The sequence below is a fragment of the Paenibacillus cellulositrophicus genome (genome assembly GCF_009363095.1).
Classification (GTDB): domain Bacteria; phylum Bacillota; class Bacilli; order Paenibacillales; family Paenibacillaceae; genus Paenibacillus_AQ; species Paenibacillus_AQ favisporus.
The window spans coordinates 3,351,900-3,371,397 of sequence record NZ_CP045295.1 but is presented as its reverse complement, the minus strand read 5'-3'; the positions used below and the strand labels follow the sequence as shown (position 1 = coordinate 3,371,397).

General features: G+C 55.2%; 13 protein-coding genes and 1 riboswitch. Of the genes, 12 read left to right on the top strand and 1 reads right to left on the bottom strand.

Features of this window, described 5'->3' with window-relative positions; translation table 11 throughout:
- Positions 1-64: 64 nt before the first annotated feature.
- Positions 65-472, bottom strand: a complete 408-nt coding sequence (locus GCU45_RS15145) for a VOC family protein (protein ID WP_076172997.1) — start codon at positions 470-472, stop codon at positions 65-67.
- Between the two features lie 253 nt (positions 473-725).
- A riboswitch (purine riboswitch) is annotated at positions 726-825 on the top strand.
- Positions 826-881: 56 nt separating this feature from the next.
- On the opposite strand from GCU45_RS15145, the gene GCU45_RS15140 reads away from it, so the two are divergent.
- The 12 genes from GCU45_RS15140 to GCU45_RS15085 all read left to right on the top strand — a co-directional run bounded on the left by GCU45_RS15140 (position 882) and on the right by GCU45_RS15085 (position 19,460).
- Entirely contained in the window at positions 882-2,318 is a 1,437-nt protein-coding gene (locus GCU45_RS15140; RefSeq protein WP_152403104.1) for an NAD(P)/FAD-dependent oxidoreductase, read from the top strand.
- 205 nt (positions 2,319-2,523) lie between these two features.
- Entirely contained in the window at positions 2,524-4,047 is a 1,524-nt protein-coding gene (locus GCU45_RS15135) for a stalk domain-containing protein (protein ID WP_152399523.1), read from the top strand.
- A 21-nt stretch (positions 4,048-4,068) separates the two neighbouring features.
- The gene (locus GCU45_RS15130) at positions 4,069-6,423 is read left to right on the top strand and encodes a FecR domain-containing protein (protein ID WP_152399522.1); all 2,355 of its coding nucleotides are present in this window, start codon (positions 4,069-4,071) and stop codon (positions 6,421-6,423) included.
- A gap of 261 nt (positions 6,424-6,684) precedes the next feature.
- Positions 6,685-8,370 carry a response regulator gene (locus GCU45_RS15125; RefSeq protein WP_244364628.1) on the top strand — a complete coding sequence of 562 codons (1,686 nt, stop codon included), beginning with the start codon at positions 6,685-6,687 and terminating at the stop codon, positions 8,368-8,370.
- On the top strand, positions 8,367-10,163 hold the full coding sequence (locus tag GCU45_RS15120; RefSeq protein ID WP_152399520.1) for a sensor histidine kinase: 1,797 nt from the start codon (positions 8,367-8,369) through the stop codon (positions 10,161-10,163). Before GCU45_RS15125 ends, GCU45_RS15120 begins: the two co-directional genes overlap by 4 nt.
- Positions 10,164-10,257: 94 nt before the next feature.
- On the top strand, positions 10,258-11,673 hold the full coding sequence (locus GCU45_RS15115) for an ABC transporter substrate-binding protein (RefSeq protein ID WP_208837047.1): 1,416 nt from the start codon (positions 10,258-10,260) through the stop codon (positions 11,671-11,673).
- Between the two features lie 16 nt (positions 11,674-11,689).
- On the top strand, positions 11,690-12,637 hold the full coding sequence (locus GCU45_RS15110; protein WP_411829659.1) for a carbohydrate ABC transporter permease: 948 nt from the start codon (positions 11,690-11,692) through the stop codon (positions 12,635-12,637).
- The gene (locus tag GCU45_RS15105) at positions 12,634-13,464 is read left to right on the top strand and encodes a carbohydrate ABC transporter permease (protein ID WP_076172990.1); all 831 of its coding nucleotides are present in this window, start codon (positions 12,634-12,636) and stop codon (positions 13,462-13,464) included. The genes GCU45_RS15110 and GCU45_RS15105 overlap by 4 nt, the downstream gene beginning before the upstream one ends.
- A 37-nt stretch (positions 13,465-13,501) precedes the next feature.
- Positions 13,502-15,334 (top strand): glycoside hydrolase family 127 protein, encoded by a 1,833-nt coding sequence (locus GCU45_RS15100; RefSeq protein WP_152399519.1) that lies wholly within the window; start codon positions 13,502-13,504, stop codon positions 15,332-15,334.
- A gap of 356 nt (positions 15,335-15,690) precedes the next feature.
- Complete coding sequence (locus GCU45_RS15095) at positions 15,691-16,314, top strand: flavin reductase family protein (RefSeq protein WP_116232956.1); 624 nt, start codon at positions 15,691-15,693, stop codon at positions 16,312-16,314.
- Positions 16,315-16,742: 428 nt separating this feature from the next.
- Positions 16,743-18,101: an FAD-dependent oxidoreductase gene (locus tag GCU45_RS15090; RefSeq protein ID WP_244364081.1), complete on the top strand. Its 1,359-nt coding sequence runs from the start codon at positions 16,743-16,745 to the stop codon at positions 18,099-18,101.
- Positions 18,102-18,146: 45 nt separating this feature from the next.
- On the top strand, positions 18,147-19,460 hold the full coding sequence (locus tag GCU45_RS15085; protein ID WP_244364079.1) for a citrate transporter: 1,314 nt from the start codon (positions 18,147-18,149) through the stop codon (positions 19,458-19,460).
- The last annotated feature ends 38 nt before the right edge of the window (positions 19,461-19,498 follow it).

Genomic DNA, 19,498 nt, shown 5'->3' with positions numbered 1-19,498 from the left:
GAAATTCATAAATGGATAAAAGGAAACCCCTTAATCACACGAAAGGTGCGATTAAGGGGTTTTTTTAAGCCTTCATTTGCGGGGAATTCGGGTTAAGCTGCATAAATTCAATGCGGTTGCCGTCCGGATCCTTCACCCAGCACTGCCAATTGGAGTCTTTGCCCTGCTGGGGCTCCACGTCCAGCGGGACACCATGCCGTTTCAGATGGGCGGCGATTTCTTCGATGCTGTCCACTTCCAGGCACAAATGCGAGAATCCGATGGGGCGTTTCACCGCTTCGGGTTTATTTTCAGCCCCATAAAACAGCTCGATAAACTGGCCTTCACGCACCTTGATATACTCGATCCAGGGGTTGCCATGATCATCCTCAATCGAAAAGGCCTTTTTAAATCCGAGAATGCCGCAGTAAAAATCGATCGATTTGTTCATATCGGCTACATCAAAGGCCAAATGCCCAATCCCTCTAATCATCCGGTCTACCTCCCATAGATTGATTTAGAATTCCGATTCGGTATGATTCGTCGTCCTATGGTAACGCTTTCATCTTATCCAATCAAAGCGCTATTGGCAATTTTTATTTTCGAGTATGCATAATGTTCGTCTTTTATGGTATTATGTTATGTAAAATGCATTTTATTTAATTATTTTTTAATAAAATACGAACGATTGTCGTATAAGGTGTTGACACATTCGTATTTTTCCATTACACTAACTCCTGTAAACGATAAATAACAGATACATTGTTCGTATAACCTCAATGATATGGTTTGAGGGTTTCTACTAGGGGCCGTAAATCCCTGGCTACGAATAGGCTGCTTCGCATACCTATTCTATGCCGGGGATTTTTTTTGCTGACCTAACCCATTTCAGGAGGAACATGATGAATAAATATGATGTCATTGTCGTTGGAGCCGGTCCGGCCGGCATTTTTGCCTGTTATGAATTTGCGTTAAAGGCGCCTCATCTGAAGGTGCTTCTGGTGGATAAAGGGCATGATATTTACCGCCGCAGCTGTCCGATTCTGGAGGACAAAATCAAGTTATGTCCGCCTGCCGGCGGCCGTAAGGAGTTTGCGGGCTGCGTGCCCGCCTGCTCGATCACAGCGGGCTTTGGCGGAGCCGGAGCTTACAGCGACGGAAAATTTAACATTACGACCGAATTTGGCGGCTGGATGACGGACTATCTGCCACCATCCAAAGTGCTTGAGTTGATCCGTTACGTTGATGAACTGAACTTGCAGCATGGCGCTACGACGAATATTACCGATCCGACGACGGATGTCATCCGGGGTATCGAGCAGCGCGGTTATGCGGCGGGTCTGAAGCTGCTGCGGGCACAGGTACGGCATCTTGGCACCGAACAGAACCTGGAAATTTTAAAATCGATCTACGAGTTTCTGAACACGCGCATCGACATGATGTTCAAGGCCGAGGTGGAAGACATCCTCACCGTCAAGGAAGACGGGGTCCACACGGTGCAGGGCATCGTCCTGAAGAACGGGGACAGTTACGAGGCGGACCGCGTCATCATTGCCCCCGGCCGGGACGGATCAGCCTGGCTGACAAGCATCCTGAAAAAGCGCCGGCTCAAAATGTACAACAACCAGGTCGACGTCGGCGTTCGCGTCGAAACCTCCGATGTGGTGATGTCGGAAATTAACGAGCATCTGTACGAGGGAAAATTCGTCTTTAACACCTCCGTAGGCACTCGGGTCCGCACGTTCTGCAGCAACCCTTCCGGCCATGTCGTGGTCGAGAATCACAGCGGAGCGATGGCGGCCAATGGCCATTCTTTCAAGGATCCGGCGCTGGGCTCGTCCAACACGAACTTTGCGCTGCTCGTCTCACATAAATTTACGGAACCGTTTGATAAGCCGAACGAGTATGCGCGTGAAATATGCAAACGGGCCAACGATTTGTCCAATGGCGGGATCATTGTCCAGAAGTACGGCGATATTTTGCGCGGACGGCGCTCGACTGAAGGGCGGATCCGGGAAGGATTTCTGGAGCCTACCCTGAAGGAGGCTGTACCGGGGGACCTGGGTCTCGTTCTGCCCTACAACACGATGAAAAGCCTGATCGAAATGGTCGAGGCGCTGAACCATGTCACGCCGGGCATCGCTTCGGAGCATACGCTTTTCTATGGCGTCGAAGCCAAGTTCTACTCCGCCCGTCCCAAGCTGTCGGAGACGCTGGAGACGGAAATCCGCGGGCTGTACTGCGGCGGCGACGGAGCGGGGATCACGCGCGGTTTGGCCCAAGCCGGGGCGGCCGGCGTTTGGATTGCCCGCGGGGTCGTGGAGTCGCTGTCCCGGTAAACAATAGCATATAGAAATTGGTGAGATTCCTGCCTGAATGTTAGGCGGGAATCTTTTTTTCCTCAAAAGGAAGATACCCTGCCGGTCCGGGCCCTAAAATAGAAAAATTTTACTAGTCGGATGTCTTTAATCAGGATAAGATCGATGCAGAACAATTCAGCGTTGTGGCTTGCATCCATTCATAAATACGTAGGAGGAATGAAATTTGCAAGGGTACGGTAAAAGGTGGGTTACCGCCGCGTTGGCGCTGTGCATGGCACTTGGTGTGCCTTCACTGGCTTTCGGCGCAGGGGTCAGAGAGGACTCGGCATGGCTCAGCGTCAGCACTTGGCAGCCGGATGCTACCGCCAGCACGAAAGGGGATTTGCTCACCGCGGGATGGGTTGGAAACGGCAGGGTGCTGGCCGCAAAGGACGGCAGCGTGCTGGTGTCCGACACGGTGAACCATGTGATATGGAAGGTCAGCGGCACGCAGCGGACCGTTTTTGCGGGAATGCGGTTTGCGGGTTATAAGGAGAACGCCAAGCCGCTGGGCGGATTGCTGGACGGGGCTGCGAATTCCGCACTTTTTAATCAGCCGATGGGCATGGATACGGATGCCGCCGGCAATTTGTACGTCGCCGACTCGGGGAACCATGCGATCCGCAAAATTACCCCTACAGGGCAGGTCAGCACGCTGGCAGGAAACGGAGTGCAGGGGTTCAAGGATGGCATCGGTTCGGCAGCCGCGTTGAATACGCCAGAGGATGTAGCGGTGGCGAAGGACGGATCCGTGTACGTTGCCGACACGCTGAATCATGTGATTCGGAAAATCGCCGCAGACGGTACGGTCAACACGCTAACCGGATCTTCCAACCGTGTAGTAGAGGTCTATTCGGGAGTGGCGGCATTCGCTGGCGACTACAAGGACGGGGCGCTGAAGGATGCGCGGTTTAACGAGCCTTCAGGGCTGGCGCTGGACGATGAGGGGAACCTCTACGTCAGTGACTCCGGCAACCAGGTCATTCGCTATATTAATCTGAAAACCGGCATGGTCACGACGGTCGCCGGGTCGGTAGCGGGCGATGGACAAGGGGCGGCATCAGGGAAACTCTACCGGGACGGAGGTTACCAAGACGGCGCTGCGGCTTCGGCGAAATTTAATCGTCCCGTTGATGTGGCTTGGTCCTCCTCTCAGCATGAGCTGGTCATTGCCGATTCGCTCAACCAGGTCGTGCGAACGTTGAAAGACGGCCAGGTCCATACGCTTGTGGGCTCTTTGCAGGGAGAAGAAGGGAAAGCAGACGGTGTCGAGAGCACCTCTTTGCTTTCTTATCCGCAGGGCGTTGCTGTAAGCCAGGATGGGAGTGTCGGTTGGATTGCCGGAAACGGCTTGCGCCAGTGGAGCTTGTATCGGCAGCCGGATCATAAACCGATGAAACCGGCTGGTGCCGTTTACGTGGCCTACAACGCCAAATGGCTGCAGATCGATACGCGGGTGACCAAGGACGGCCAGACGCTCATCCCGCTGCGATCTATCGCTTCCGAGCTTGGACTGAAGCTGGTATCGGCTTCGGCCAAGTCTGCCGTGGTTCAATCGGGAGACCGTATGATTCAGCTGGAGGCCGGCAGCACGGCCCAGTCCATCGACGGGAAGCTGTATGTGCCGATCCGGACGCTGACGGACCTGCTGGACAAGGACGTGAAATGGCTGGCTTCGGAGAAAACCGTGGTTATCCGTGATAAATAAAGGAAAGGAGTTGAAAACAACGTGAGACGAGGAAAATTATGTTGGAAAATGGTCAGCTCGGCGCTGATTCTGCTTCTTGCAGGCTCGGCGGCCTGGACGACGCAGGCTTCCGCCGACAGCGCACGCAGCATGACCATCAGCCGCATCGACGGACCGGCTTATATCCAGCAGAGCGGGGGCGCGCTCCGCATTCAGGCGTATCCGGGAATGCTTTTGCATGAGGGCGACACCCTTGTTACCGAATCCGGCGGCGCGGTGCTGTCCATTCAGGATGAAGGGGACGAAATCACGTTGGCACCGAACAGCGAAATTCGGATCAAGGTGCTGATGGGTGGAGCAGTACAGTCGACGACCAAGCTGGAGCTGATGTCAGGCCAGGCGTATACGAGCGTCCATGATCTGCGTGAGTCCCGGGACGTGTTCGAGATGGATGTCCCCGGGCAGAAGCTGGAGGTCAAAGGAACGCAGTTTTTTGTCATTATCAATCCATTGACAGGTACCCCTGATGTTGTCGCGGGAGCAGGTGTGGTCAAGGTTTCGGGTACGAACCCTCAAAGCTTTGCCGGGAAGGCCGAGTCGCCCGTCACTTTATATCCAGCCCAGCAAATCAGCTTAACGCCCAGCGTGGATCCATCCCTTCAAACGCCGACTAGCGTCGATATTTCGGATCTTGTTCATCAGGTTTCACCGGACATCATTAAAGCGATCATCCAAAACAAGGCGCAGATCGACCGGGAGAACCAGGAGCTGATTGAGCAGCAGAAGAAGCAATTGGAACAAGGTCAGTCCAAACCTTCCGGTTCTTCGGCATCAAACGGGTCAAACGACCTCTTTTTGGTAAGCCAACTGGAAGACCTTCAAAAAATCCAGCAAAATTTGAATGTCTTGGTCGGCAATGTAGCCAAGGAGGCAAGTAGTCAGGGCAAGATCGAAAAAAGTAAATTGGATCAGTTGATAGATCAGGTGAACCGCGGGATTGACGACCCGAACGGAAAAATTGACCTTGGAAATGTGCGTCCGTTTGATCCGACCGTGGGATTGGACCCGCAGTTGGAGGCTAAACGCAAAGAGCAGGAGAAGGCTCAGCAGGAGCTGCAAAAAAAGATCCAGGAGCAAATTCAGCAACAGAAGCAGCAGACACAGGAAGTATTGCAGCAGCAACAGATGCAGGATATATTGCTGCAGCAGCAGATGCAGCAGCAATTACAGGCTATGATCGACAAGATCCTGAAAACGATCGCAGAAATGCAGCAGGCCAACCAAAAGGCAGTAGAGCAAAGAGCTACGCAGGCCGTGATCCAGTTTCAGCAGCAGCTGAGCGCTGATGAAAAGAAGCGTTTTGCAGAAGAAGCGAAACGGCGCGAACAGGAGCGGATTCAAATGGGAGGCCAGCAGCCTGCCGCTCCTACGCAGCAGCCAAATTCGCCGGGTGGGTCGATGACACCTCCGGTGAAACCGCCAGTGGATCCTCCGGTCGATCCAAAGCCTGTCGACATTAAAGCTGTTTTCAGCCCGGATTTTCCGGAACAAGTGCCGCTCAATTCTTCACACAAGTTCACGTTTGGATTTAGCAGCGGTCAATCGAATCAAGATACGAAAGTAAAGGTACGAGTGACTTACAGCTCTAAAACGGGCATTAACCTAGCAGAAACGGACTACACGTATTCGTATGGTGAAAAGGCCATTAAAGAGGGCCAACTAAGCCCTGACGGTATAATCCTAACAAAGGAAGCCGGAGCAGACGGGGAAGAAGGGGAAGCCTTTACCCTGGGCGAACTGAACGGCACGCCGATTACTTTTGAAACCAGGTTGCCGGAGGTCGGCGACTACCAGGTAAAGGTTGAGCTGCTGAAGGATGAAGAGGTTGCCGGCGATCCGCTCGTGACCGTGACCAAAGAGGTCCATGTTTTTGATGAGCTGTCGACAGAGGTTTACCCAGTAGAGGGCACCGACCTGGATAGAACACTAAGAGTAAAAGCCGGCGCAATCACACCCGAGGCCGTCCTAGGTCTGCAGATCGACCTTAGAAGAGGGAGTGGGGAGGAATCCGTGGCGGCACCTGGTGCTCAATTCATGCTGTTGCATAACGGTGAGGAAGTTGCTGTAGGGGAAACGAATAGCGACGGGATTGCTGATGTTTTGCTTCCGCCGCAATTGGCTGCGATAAATTTAGGACTTGTGAATGAAAATGGCCCAACGCCGGATGGAGCGGAATTCACCTTACGGATGGTTGCCCCGGTGGATGAAGGGAATGTGCCTATACCTGGAGAATACACTGCAGAACTGCAGTGGGGAAGACAAACAGGTGACATAGAACAGTTCATCCCGCTTGGGCAGGCTTTCAAGGTTCACTATACCGTTCTTCCAACGCTCTGATCATTTCAAACAGAGACCATAAACCCAACCAACCCGGACAGGATCCCTCCTGCCCGGGTTGTTTTTTTAAGAGATCAGAAAGTATAAGATTCGGAGCCTCCGCTTCCGGATCTCGCAAGAAAAACTTCCTTTAAACGCGGTCTGTTTTCTTTGAAGGTACGTCGATAGACGTTTTTTTATATACCTACCTCTCCTCCCATCTGATACGATGTTGTTGAATTTAATGCTATGAATATTCTGGGGGTGAACCGCTTGAAATTCATGATTGTAGACGATGAGCCGCGGCACCGCCGGGGCATGGCCGGGATGCTGCTGGCGAGCCGGCCCGGCTGCGAAGTGTTTACGGCCGGGGACGGAGCCAAGGCGCTTGAAATGGCCGGCATCGACCGGCCCGAGGTCATATTTACAGATATCCGGATGCCGCAAATGGACGGGCTTACGTTCCTGCGGCGGGCGAACGAAGCCTTGCCTTACAAGCCGCGGATCGTGATGCTGTCCGCGTACAACCTTTTCGAATATGCCCAGGAGGCATTGCGGCAGGGGGCTTTTGATTATTTGTTAAAGCCGGTTGATGTCGACAAGCTGGAGGAAGTGCTGGAGCGGCTGGAACACATCTACCGTGAAGAGCGTGAGGCGCGGGCTCGAACCATAGCACTGGAGCAGCAAATGACGGCAGCTTCCTTGGCGCATCAAGGGCGTTTGATGCAGCAGTGGCTGTCCTGCAGCCTGAGCTTGGAGGAGGAACAGAGCTGGCTTTCGACCGGAATCGTGGATGGTCCTGGAGTGGTCATCGTTTCAGAGCTGGAGCCGGCCAGCGGGGATGGGAGCGGATCTACCACGGAACATTCGGATCGCGGGATGTCATCAGGGTTCCACGCCCCATCACCTGACACTTACACCGAACCCCGCTCCACCTCTCTGACGGCTGATAGGCTGCACCGAGCGCTGGAGCGCGCCTGCTCTGCCTTCGGCAAGGCCTTGACGATCGCCTGGGATGCGGCGGATTGGACTCGGCCGAGGTGGGTCACGATCCTCCAAACGGGTACAAGCTTTGGCGGAAAGCGGGAAGACATGCGCAGGGGGCTTATGAGCCTACAGGCAGAACTCACCGCTGTGGGGTATTCCGGCAGATGGGTGCATGCGATCGGAGAAGAATGTGTTGACCTAGCCAAAGGGGGCCCTCAGTCTTACCGGACGGCACTGGCTGCGCTGCCGTATCTGTTTTACGACCAGCATGGGGACATCTTGGTTCATGGCGAGCTTCTGCCGGTACATCCGGTTTTAATGTGCTCTGCCGCAGAACTGCTGGATCTCCTGAATGCCGGCGATACGGAAGGTGCAAAGGAATTGTGCCGTACAGCCGTGACCGCCATGTCGGCTGACGGCATGGCCGAGCCGCAGTCCGTCAAGGACCAAACCTGCCTGCTCCTGCTGAAGCTGGCGGACAGCAAATCAGGGTGGGGGATGAACCCGCTGACGGAAGAAGCCGTGCGGCAGATCCGCACCTGCCGGCGGTTTGTGGAGCTGCTGGAGATTTTGGATTCGGTGCTCGAGCAAATGGGCGTCACGCTGAAGGAGCAGAAAAAAAGCAAACGCGAGCTCGTGATCGACAGCTGCCTGGAGCTGATGCGCGAGCGGTACATGGAGGATTTATCGCTGGAATTGGTGGCGGAATCGTTCCGCTTCAACCCGTCTTATTTCAGCACCTTGTTCAAAGAGGCGACAGGCCGTTCTTTCTCGGATGTTCTCATTGAGATCCGGATGCGTAAAGCCGAAGAGCTGCTGCGGGACGGGAGCGGATTAAAGGTGTACGAGATTGCCGAAAGGTGCGGATTCCGCGATACGAAATACTTTTCACGGAGCTTTAAAAAGCATGTCGGTGTTACGCCGGAGGCGTACCGTCATTGGGCCGGGCAGCAAAAATCAGGGGAGGGGAGGTCCAGATGAAATTCCGCTCCAGGCTTCTGGCCAGCTATGTCGTTCTCATTGCGCTGCCCCTGCTGCTCCTGAGCTTCATCTACTACCGGAACAGCTTGAGCTCGATGCGGGATCAGGCGCAAAACAACGTGCTCGAAATCGTCAAGAAGAGCAATGAAGTGATGGATACGAAGCTGAGGAAGGTAGACCAGGGCAGCTTGGCCTTGTTCGTCGACCGGGACCTTTTTCGGATCTTCAACCAGCTGGATCCTTCCGTCCCGTCGGAGCTGCTGAATGCGGACAGGCAGGTGTCCGCCATTCTGAGCAAGTATTTTACGCAAAATGAGGATGTGTACACGTACCAGCTGTGGACTTCCTATTACAGTTTCGGTTCACAGCGCAATCTTCCGCAGGGGGATCCGACCCGCACGGCGCTGTATCAGGAGGCGGAGAGGGCACATGGCAAAATGGTCTGGTACCCGACCTACGATTTTGTCCAAATGTTCGATCAGCCCTGGCTGCAAAACAGCGATATCGAATACCGGTATATGTTCTCCGCCACCCGCCTGATGGAATTTTCCTATGTCGATAATTCCACGATTGCCAGGCTGCGGCCGAACGTGGAGCGGCCGGTACTGACGATTGGCTTTAAAGCGGACTTTTTCAACTCCCAATTCGAGCAGAGCATTCCGACAGGATCGAGCTATTTGGTGATTGATCCGGATAACAAGGTCGTGGCGAGCTCGAACGCCTCTCAGGTGACCCAAGTGTTCAATGAACAATGGGTGAACGCCATTCGAAAGGCTGGAAGCGGAACGCAGCGATTGGTCCTGGACGGCCAAAAGACGATCTTGTGCTTCGACCGGTCCGCCGTAACCGGCTGGCTCTCGGTGGTCTTGATTCCGGAATCCACGCTCGTCCGCGGCTTTATTCCGACCATCCGCACGTCGACGATCCTGCTGGCTGCGCTTCTGGCATTGATTGCATACCTGTTCGCTTATTTCATCGTCCGCAAAATGACAGGCCCAATCCGGCAGCTCTTCACCGCCATGCGCTCGGTCGGCGAAGGGGACTTTCAGACCCGGGTAGAGGTCAAAACCCATGACGAGTTCGGGGTGCTGCTGCAGCGGTTCAACCGGATGAATTCGCGTATCGAAACGCTGGTGAAGGAAAACTACGAAATCCGGATCAAGGAGAAAGAGGCGGAAATCATGGCGCTCAATATGCAAATGAACCCGCATTTTCTCTACAATACGCTCAACATCATGAACTGGATGGCCATCGAATCGGGACAGAGGGAGCTGAACCGGATGCTCGTCCGCCTGTCCAATATGCTGCATTACACCTCGCGCAAGGACTGGGGAGCCGTAACGGTTGCCGAAGAGCTCGAGTGGATGAAGGACTATTTTTACATTATGGAGGCCCGCTTTGAATCGAAGTTCACGGTTCATTTTGGCATCGCTCCCGAGCTGCTGGACACCCCGGTGCCGAGGCTGCTGTTCCAGCCGTTCGTCGAAAATGCCATTCTCCACGGCTTCGAGCAAATGGAGGAAGGGGGACGCATCGAAGTTACCGGAGAGATCAAGGGCGGGACTCGTGTGCTGGTTGTTTCGGATAACGGCCGCGGCATGAGCCGGGAAACGATTCAGCGGATATTGTATGCAGAGTCCGCCTCGATCGGCATCAAAAATACGATTTCCCGCATTCGTCTTGCGTATGGGGACGAGTACGGCATCGATATCGAATCCGCTGTAGGCAAGGGAACACGCGTGATCATCACACTGCCCCACTTTTCTAATCAAAGTCCACCATTCCAAAAATAATCCGGTTTTGAAAGCGCTGCCTAAAATCTATAATCAAAGGCAACATAGGCTGCAGCTATGAAACCATCGTAAAGCAGGAGAGGGGTTAAAGTTCATGATGAAAAAACACCGAAAGCCGCTGACGGCAGCGATTGCATTTCTGCTCACGGCAGGATTGCTGCTGAGCGCCTGCACCCGGTCGGAGGAAAGCGGCGGGCCTGCAGCCGGAAGCGCGGACAAGGGGGGAACCCAGGCGGCGGCCGGCGAGCAGATCAAGCTCAGACTCACCTTATGGGGAGCGCCTAATGAGATTGCCGTAAACAAAAAGGTCATCGCCCGGTTCGAAGCAGAGCATCCCAACGTGAAGGTCGAATTGCAGCAGATTCCTACCGATTACGACACCAAGCTGACAACCATGGTTGCCGGCAACGATGAACCGGACGTGGCGATGATGGAATCGGCGACGATCGCCTTTCCGCTTGCGGAACAGGGGAAATTCCTGAATCTTCAGGAATTCCTGGACAAGGACCCCGAAATTAAGGCCGATTCTCTGGTTCCGAATATCACCTATTCCTCGGAGCCCGGCAATATCATCGGTATAGCCCCCGGCCCGGAATCGTTTACGCTTTTTTATAACGAAGATGCCTTCAAAGAGGCTGGGTTGACGCCGCCGCCTTCCAAGGTATCGGAAGCGTGGACCTGGGAACAGTTCGTGGATACCGCCAAGAAGCTGACCTTGGACAATAAAGGGCGGAATGCGGACGATCCAAATTTTGATCCGAAAAACATTAAGCAATACGGTGTGAACCCCGGCAACTGGTGGGGAGCGTACAGCAGCTTTATTTTTTCGAACGGCGGCGACTTTGTCTCCCCGGACGGCAAGACGTTTGCTTTAAACCAGCCGGAAGCCGTCGAGGCGCTGCAGAATATCGCCGATCTGATCAATAAGTACCACGTTGCTCCGTCGCCGCTGCAGGCCAAGAACATTCCGGCAACAAATGTGGCTCTGCAGACGAGAAAAGTGGCGATGGTGATTGACGGACAATGGAATACCAGCACGCTTGCGGAATCGAAGGTTCACTTTAACGTCGGGGTGCTTCCTGTCATGAAAAAGCCGGCGACCACGGTAGTTTGCGCGATGTTTTCCATCTTTAAATCGACCAAGCATCCCCAAGAGTCCTGGGAGCTGCTCAAGGCGCTTATTGACCCAGACGCGTCAATCGAGATGCTGACTTACGGCACATGGATGCCTTCGCTGAAGGACTGGTATACGGATGATGCCCTGCTGTCGAAATGGGCGGTGAATCAGCCTTCCCGGCCATCAGGCTACAAAGATGCGGTTATTGACGTCGTGCTCAATCATAGCCATGCTACACCTACCGGTTACGTTAAGAACTTCAACAAGATCATGGATATCGTCAATCCTGCCATGGATAACGTATGGCTGGGCAAGACAACGGCCAAAGAGGCGATGGACAGCATCGCGGCCAAGGCTCAGGCACAGGTGCAGGGACGGCGAGACGTAAAATAGGGGGCTTAAAGTACACATGCAGACGAACATTCCGATGAACGCTCCGGTTCCTGTGCGCCGCAAGGCGGGCGTACGGGAACGCAAAGCTCTGTTCTACGGGCTGCTGTTTACGGCTCCGGCGGTACTCGGGTTTATTCTGTTTACCGCCGGTCCCATGATCGCGAGCTTTGTGCTGAGCTTGACCGATTACAACGTATTCAAGGAGTCGGTGTCCTTTATCGGCTTCGATAACTATGCCCGGCTCTTCTCCGGCCAGGACGAGAGCTTCTACCGCTCGCTTGGCGTCACGTTTTATTTCGTCGTGCTGCGGGTGCCGGCCTGCATCATCATTTCCTTCATTATCGCCCTGCTGCTGAATATGAACATTAAGGCGCGAGCTTTGTTTCGGACGATTATCTATCTACCGAGCATTGTGCCGGCTGTGGCCTCAGCGATGATTTGGATGTGGCTGCTCAACCCGGACCTGGGGCTGATCAACATGATGCTGAAATGGCTCCATCTGCCGACGAGCGACTGGATTTTTTCCGAAAAGAGCGTTATCCCCTCCATCGTGCTGACGACGCTGTGGGGCATCGGAGGGACCGTCATCATTTTTCTGGCGGGCTTGTCCGGCATTCCCAAGCAGTACTACGAGGCGGTTGATGTGGACGGAGGCGGGTGGTACCACAAGCTGCGTCATATTACGATTCCGATGGTGACGCCGACGATCTTTTTCAATGCGGTGATGACCATCATCAGCTCCTTCCAGGTGTTTAATGAGGCGTATATTTTGACCCAGGGTGGACCGAACGACAAGAGTTTGTTCTTCGTGTTCTACCTGTGGCGGACCGCGTTCCGGGATACGGAAATGGGTTATGCCTCGGCGCTGGCCTGGGTGCTGTTCGTCATCATTTTGGCGTTTACGTTCCTCGTGTTTCGATCGTCGAAATCCTGGGTTCATTACGAAGGAGGCGGTCCGTCATGAGGGAATCCAGACTGAAGCTGGGCGCGGGCTATGTGGCGCTTGGAGTGATCTCACTGCTGTTTATCATCCCGTTTATTTGGCTGATCCGAAGCTCGCTGATGGATTTATCGCAAATCTTCGTGATGCCGCCTGAATGGATTCCGCATCCCTTCCACTGGGACAATTATAAAAGGGCGCTTACGTCCCTCCCGTTTGGCACGTACTTCGTCAATACGCTGGTCATTGTGGCGAGCGTGCTGATTGGAACGGTACTGACGAGCACGATCTCGGCGTTCGGGTTTTCCCGGATCCGCTGGAAAGGGCGGGATGCCGTGTTCGCCGTCCTTCTGTCGAGTATGATGCTGCCGGGAGCGGTGACGCTCATCCCGAGCTTTCTCGGCTGGAAGGAGCTCGGATTCTACGATACGTATTATCCGCTCATCGTGCCGTCCTTTTTCGGAGGCGGGATCTTCAACATCTTTTTGCTGCGGCAATTCTATATGTCGATTCCGAAGGACTTTGACGAAGCGGCATTTGTCGACGGGGCGGGTTACTTTCAAATCTATTGGCGCATCATCCTGCCGCTTAGCCGCTCCGCTGTGATCGTCGTTGCCTTGTTCACCTTCCTGGGCACATGGAACGACTTTATGGGACCGCTCATTTACTTGAAGAGCGACAGCCGCTTCACGCTGGCGCTTGGCCTGCAGATGTTCCAGGGCAGCTACTCGGCCCAGTGGGATTTGCTCATGGCAGCCTCTGCGGTGGTCATCCTCCCGTGCGTGGTCATTTTTTTGCTGGGACAGCGTTATTTTCTAGAAGGAATTACCCTGACGGGGTTGAAAGGATAAGCATCGCAACATATTGCATGAAGGGAGAGGGTGCAGGATGACAACGACTCATTCGCAGCAGGGCTGGCAGGGCGTGCCTTTTACTCAAGTGAAGATCCAAGATGAACTGTGGAAGCAGAGGCTGGAGATATGCAAGCAGGTGACGCTCCGGACCTGCCTGGACAAATGCGAATCGACCGGGCGGATCAGCAATTTCGCCAAAGCGGCCGGCCTTATGGAAGGGGAATTCGAGGGTATCTATTTTAACGACTCCGATGTGTACAAGGTGCTTGAAGGCGCGGCATATCTGCTGATGGCGGACCGGGACCCCGAGCTGGAGGCGGAGATCGACCGGATCATCGGCTTGATTGCAGCGGCGCAGGAGCCGGACGGATACCTGACGACGTATTACACGCTTGAAGCCCCGGACCAGAAGTGGACGGATATGGAAAAGCACGAGATGTATAACGGCGGCCACCTGATCGAAGCGGCGGTTGCGTACCACGCGGCTACCGGCAAGCGCACGCTGCTGGACGTGGCCTGCAAGCTGGCTGACCATTACGACAGCCTGTTCGGGCCGGGCAAGCGGCACTGGGTGGAAGGCCATGAGGAGATCGAGCTGGCGCTGATCAAGCTGTATCACGCGACCGGTGAGGAGCGTTATTGGAAGCTCGCTCTGTGGCTGCTCGAGGAGCGGGGGCACGGGCATGGCCATGGTGCGATATGGGACCGCGAGGAGTGGGGACCAGCGTACTGCCAGGACGATGTGCCTGTCCGCGACATCGAAAAGGTGACCGGGCACGCCGTCCGTGCGATGTATTTATACACCGCCATGGCGGACGTGGTGCTTGCCTCCGGAGACCGGACCTACGAAGACGCCCTGCGCAAAGTGTGGGCGCACACGGTCGAGCGGAACATGTACATTACCGGAGGCATCGGGCCGTCCCGGCATAATGAAGGGTTCACGCACGACTATGACCTCCCGAACGAGAGCGCTTACTGCGAAACCTGCGCCTCGATCGCGATGGTGTTCTGGAACCACCGGATGAGCCTGCTGTTTGGTGAGGCGAAGTACGCCGACGTCGTGGAGCGCGCCATGTACAACGGGGCTTTGGCGGGGATCTCGCTGTCCGGCGACCGCTTTTTCTACGTCAACCCGCTGGCGTCACAGGGCGATCATCACCGGACCGAATGGTTCGACACGTCCTGCTGCCCGACGAATTTGGTGCGGTTTCTGCCTTCGATCGGCGGATACAATTATGCCGTGAACGAGGAAGGCCCCGTCATGCTGCAGTTCGTCGCCGGTACGGCCGACCTGACGCTGAAGGACGGCAGCCGGGTTTTGATGAAGACCGTAACCCGCTATCCTTGGGACGGACATGTTCATGTCGAGGTGGAGCCGGCCCGGGAGGCCGAATTCGCAGTGCGGCTGCGCCTGCCGGGATGGTGCCGCGGGGCGAAGCTGTCCATTAACGGGGAGAACGTGGCTCCTGCGGATTGGACCATAGACCGGGGATTCCTCGTGCTTAGCCGCCGCTGGCAGATGGGCGACACGATTGATTACGTGATGGAGATGCCGGTTCAGCAGGTGCACGCGCGGCCGGAGGTCGAGGCCGACCGGGGACGTGTCGCGGTTCAGCGCGGACCGCTGGTGTACTGCCTGGAGCAGGCGGATAACACGGAACTCGTTTATGACGAGTTTGCGGTCCGGCCGGGCATTTCCTTTGGCCTGGAGCCGCGGGACGAGCTGGGCGGCATCGTTGCGCTCACCGGGTTCGACGGGCAGCGGGGGTACCGCTTCGTCCCGTACCATTTGTGGGACAACCGGGAGCCGGGATTTATGCAGGTCTGGCTGAAGGAAGAGGACGACGGGCGGCTGTATTCGGTGTAGGGTAAAGCGTGTGTATAAGGGCAGTCCGGTGAGCGCAGGTTCACTATGGCGGCGCATGTCAAAGGTTCGCCACCATATGCCGACAGCCAGATACGATCCGCTTTGCTGTAGCTTTATATGATAGGTTGAGGCACCGGGAGAGATCCCGGTGCTTCTTGGCTTGCGACTTCAGATAGACCCTGAGCACCTGCGCCTGTTTGTGCGGTTTTGTTATCTTGCGCTTATACTTGGGAAGCCTTCCAAGCTCTCACCGGCGGCAGTATACTTAAGCCGAGATATTTCTTGAGGTGGCTGCAGCCCTGCAGGATATCCCTTGGTCAACGATTTTTTACAAATGGATAGGGGGAAGTAAGAGGATGCTTACAACGATTGAACCTAATATTCTCTACTTTGGTACGCCTGTAGTTCTGATCAGCACTTTGAATGAGGACGGTTCGGCCAATTTAGCCCCGATGTCTTCGGCCTGGTGGCTGAATCAGTCCTGCATGCTCGGCATGAGCGGCAAATCGAAGACGGTCCAGAACATCAAGCGTGAGCGCGAATGCGTGCTGAATCTGCCGTCGGCCGATCTGGTCAGTCAGGTGGATCGCCTGGCGCTGACGACAGGGGCGAGCCCCGTCCCTGATTACAAGGCGGAGATGGGCTACCGGTACGAGCCCGATAAATTCGGTCTTTCCGGGTTTACACAAATCCCGTCGGACCTGGTAAAAGCGCCGCGGGCCGGGGAGTGCCCGGTTCAATTGGAGGCGGAGCTGGTGCAGATCCACTCCTTCGAAGAGCCAAGCTCCATCGCGGCGATGGAGATGAAGATCAAGCGGATCCACATCGATGAGGAGCTGCTGATGGGGGAGAAAAACTACATCAACCCCGAGCGGTGGAACCCGCTAATCATGAGCTTTTGCGAGTTTTTTGGCCTCGGCCGCAAGCTGCACCCGTCGAGACTGGCGGAGCCGTTTATGGCGAAAAACTATGAGAAGTAATCTATAAAACAAACAGCGTTAGCAGGTCTGTTGAAGGGAGCATCGGACGGAAATCCGGTGCTTTTTTGTTTCGGGTGTGCTGTGAAGGGCGGCAATTTGTGGGCAGGCGAGACTGACTTCCCCAAGCTACCTACTTTCTTTCCCACTACTATCCACTACCACTGTGTCTGTAATCTTCCCTATTACTCTATCCCCTATCACTTTCCTCTGACCACTTTCCCGTCCCAATAATTTCTGCACCCATTCCCATTCCAAACTCATTGTTATATGCCGTATAACCCCGAAATAGAACCGTCGGAAAATAATTTACTAAAAATCCGGATATATAGAAAAATATTTTCTTAAAAGCGTTTACATAAACCTGTGGTTTTGATAGTCTATGAATCAAGAAGCAATCATACATCATTTACCGGAGGAGTGAGGACGAATTGGAGAACAAGCTGAAGTATGATGTGGTGGTTATGGGCGGCGGTATTTCCGGCTCGATGGCTGCGGTGGCGGCCGCAAGCTCGGGGGCCAAGACGCTGATCGTGGAGTCGTACGGGTTTCTCGGCGGTACGCTGACGGCGAACGGCGTCGGACCGATGATGACCTTCCATGCGGGGGATAAGCTGGCGATCCGGGGCTTTACCGACCAGCTGATCGAACGGCTGAAGCGGCAGGGGAAGTCGCCGGGGCATATTTTTGACACGGTCGGCTTTACGTATTCGGTAACCCCGTTCGACGCCGAGGCGATGAAGCATGAACTGGAGCTGATGGTGACCGAGAGCGGCGGGGAGATTTTGTACCATACGATGCTCGCCGGCGTGAAGGCGGAAGACGGACGCATCGTCAGCATCAAGGTGTGCAACAAGTCGGGCCTGACCGACATCGAGGCATCCGTGTTTATCGACGGAACCGGGGACGGGGACCTTTCCGTAGGCGCCGGGGCGGAGTTTACGAAAGGCCGGGAGTCCGACGGGGCAATGCAGCCAATGACGCTGAAAATGAAAATGTACAACGTGAACATCCCCAAAGTAAAGGAGTACATCCATGCGCATCCGGAGGATTTTCCGCTATACAACGGCGACACCTCCATCATCGAGAAGGCGCCGCGCCTGTCGGTCGGCGGTTTTGACAGCTTGTTCCGGAAGGCGAAGGAGCGCGGCGAAATTTCGATCCAGCGCGAGAACGTGCTGTTCTTCGAAACGAACAATCCGGGCGAGGTCATTCTGAATACAACCCGGATTCTAGGCCACGATCCGACAGATGCGTTCAGCCTCAGCCTGGCCGAGATGGAAGGACGGAAGCAGTGCCGCGAGCTGGAGCTGTTTGTCCGCAAATACATTCCGGGCTTCGAGAACGCAGTTGTGGAGTCCACCGGTCCGAACATCGGGGTGCGCAGCTCCCGCCAGATCAAAGGGGTGTACACGCTGACCGCCGAGGATCTGCTGGAACAGAAGCTTTTTGACGATACCATTGCCCATTCCGGTTATCCGATCGACATTCACAGCCCGGACGGGGAAGGGACGAAGCATCAGAAGCTGGAGTGGGGCGGCATGTACAGCATTCCGTACTCCTGCATGATCACGAATTCTGTGAAAAACCTGATCGTCATCGGCCGCTGCATTTCGGCGACGTTTGAAGCGCAGGCGGCCATGCGAACGACCCCGACGACGGGGGCGATCGGCCATGCGGGAGGCGTGGCTGCGGCGTACGCGGCCAAACATGGCGTTAACGTGCAGGATGTGGACATCAAAGCGGTGCAGGCTCAGCTTAAGGAGCAAGGAGCCCATTTGGAAATATAGTCCATGAATTATTAAGCATATGAAGTAACCACGTGAAGGAATCTCATGACGAGAGGGGTAACCAAAGTGACTGGTGTAATGTGGGTGCAAGCGATCGGTATTTTGATTGTGTTTTTGGTGTTCGTCGGGCTGATGATGACGCGTAAAATCCCGGCAATTCTGGCGCTTCCGCTGATGGCGATCCTGTTTGCGATCATCGCCGGGGTACCATGGAACTCGAATAATCCCGATACGACAAGCATTGCCAAAACGATCCTGGCGTCCGGCTCAATGCGGCTGTCCGGGGCGATAGCCGGCCTCGTGTTCGGCGCCTGGTTCGGGCAAATCTTGAACAAGGTCGGTATTACCAAATCGATTATCCGCAAAGCCGCCGAGCTGGCCGGGGATAAGCCGATGCTGATCGCGATTTTGTTTTTCGTGACCGCGTCGATTATTTTCTCCGCCGCAGGCGGGCTGGGCATGGTGATCCTGGTCGGTACGATCGTCATTCCGATCATGCTGACCGCCGGCATTTCGCAGTTCGTTGCGTCGATCGTTGTACTGTCCGCGGTCGGGGTGGGCGCGCTTTTCAACGTATCCAACTGGGCCGTGTATGTTGATGTGCTCGGACTCTCGGTCGACCAGATCGCCGACTACACGCTGGTGGCCGCGCTGCCGCTGATCGTGCTTTCCCTGGCCATGATCGTGTTCTATATCCGCAAGGACGGCAAAGGCCGCAGAGCGTGGGCGATGCCCGCAGCTACCGGCGGTGACGGCAAGAAGGTGCCGACTTATGCGCTGATCAGCCCGCTGGTGCCGGTTATTCTGGTGTTCGCTTTTAAAATCGATATCGTTCCCGCCGTCATCATCGGAGCGCTCGTCACGATCCTACTGGCCTGGCCGAAGCGACCGATCCACGTGCTCTCCAGCGCGCTGATCGAGGGCATCCAGGACGTCGCCGGCGCCATGGCGCTGATGATTGGCATCGGCATCCTGCTCAATTCGGTTATGGCGCCGCAGGTTTCGGCGCTGATTTCCCCGCTCATTGAGGCGGTGCTTCCCGGCAATCCGATCATGTACATTCTCTTCTTCACCATCCTGTCGCCGCTGGCGATTTACCGCGGCCCGCTCAACGTGTGGGGTCTTGGCAGCGGCATCGCCGCCCTGTTCGTGACGGCAGGCATGACGCCGGTTGCCGCTATGCTGGCGCTGCGCGTGGTCAGCAACGTGCAGGCTGTGTCCGACCCGACGAACTCGCATAACGTATGGGTTTCGGATTTTACGAAGACAGACATCAACGAAATCTTGAAGAAGACGCTGCCTTGGATGATGGTCGCCGTCCTGATCTCGATGATCATCGGCGCATTCATGGTGTTTTGATAAAGACGGCTTTTACGGATGATTCCGGACGGGGAACG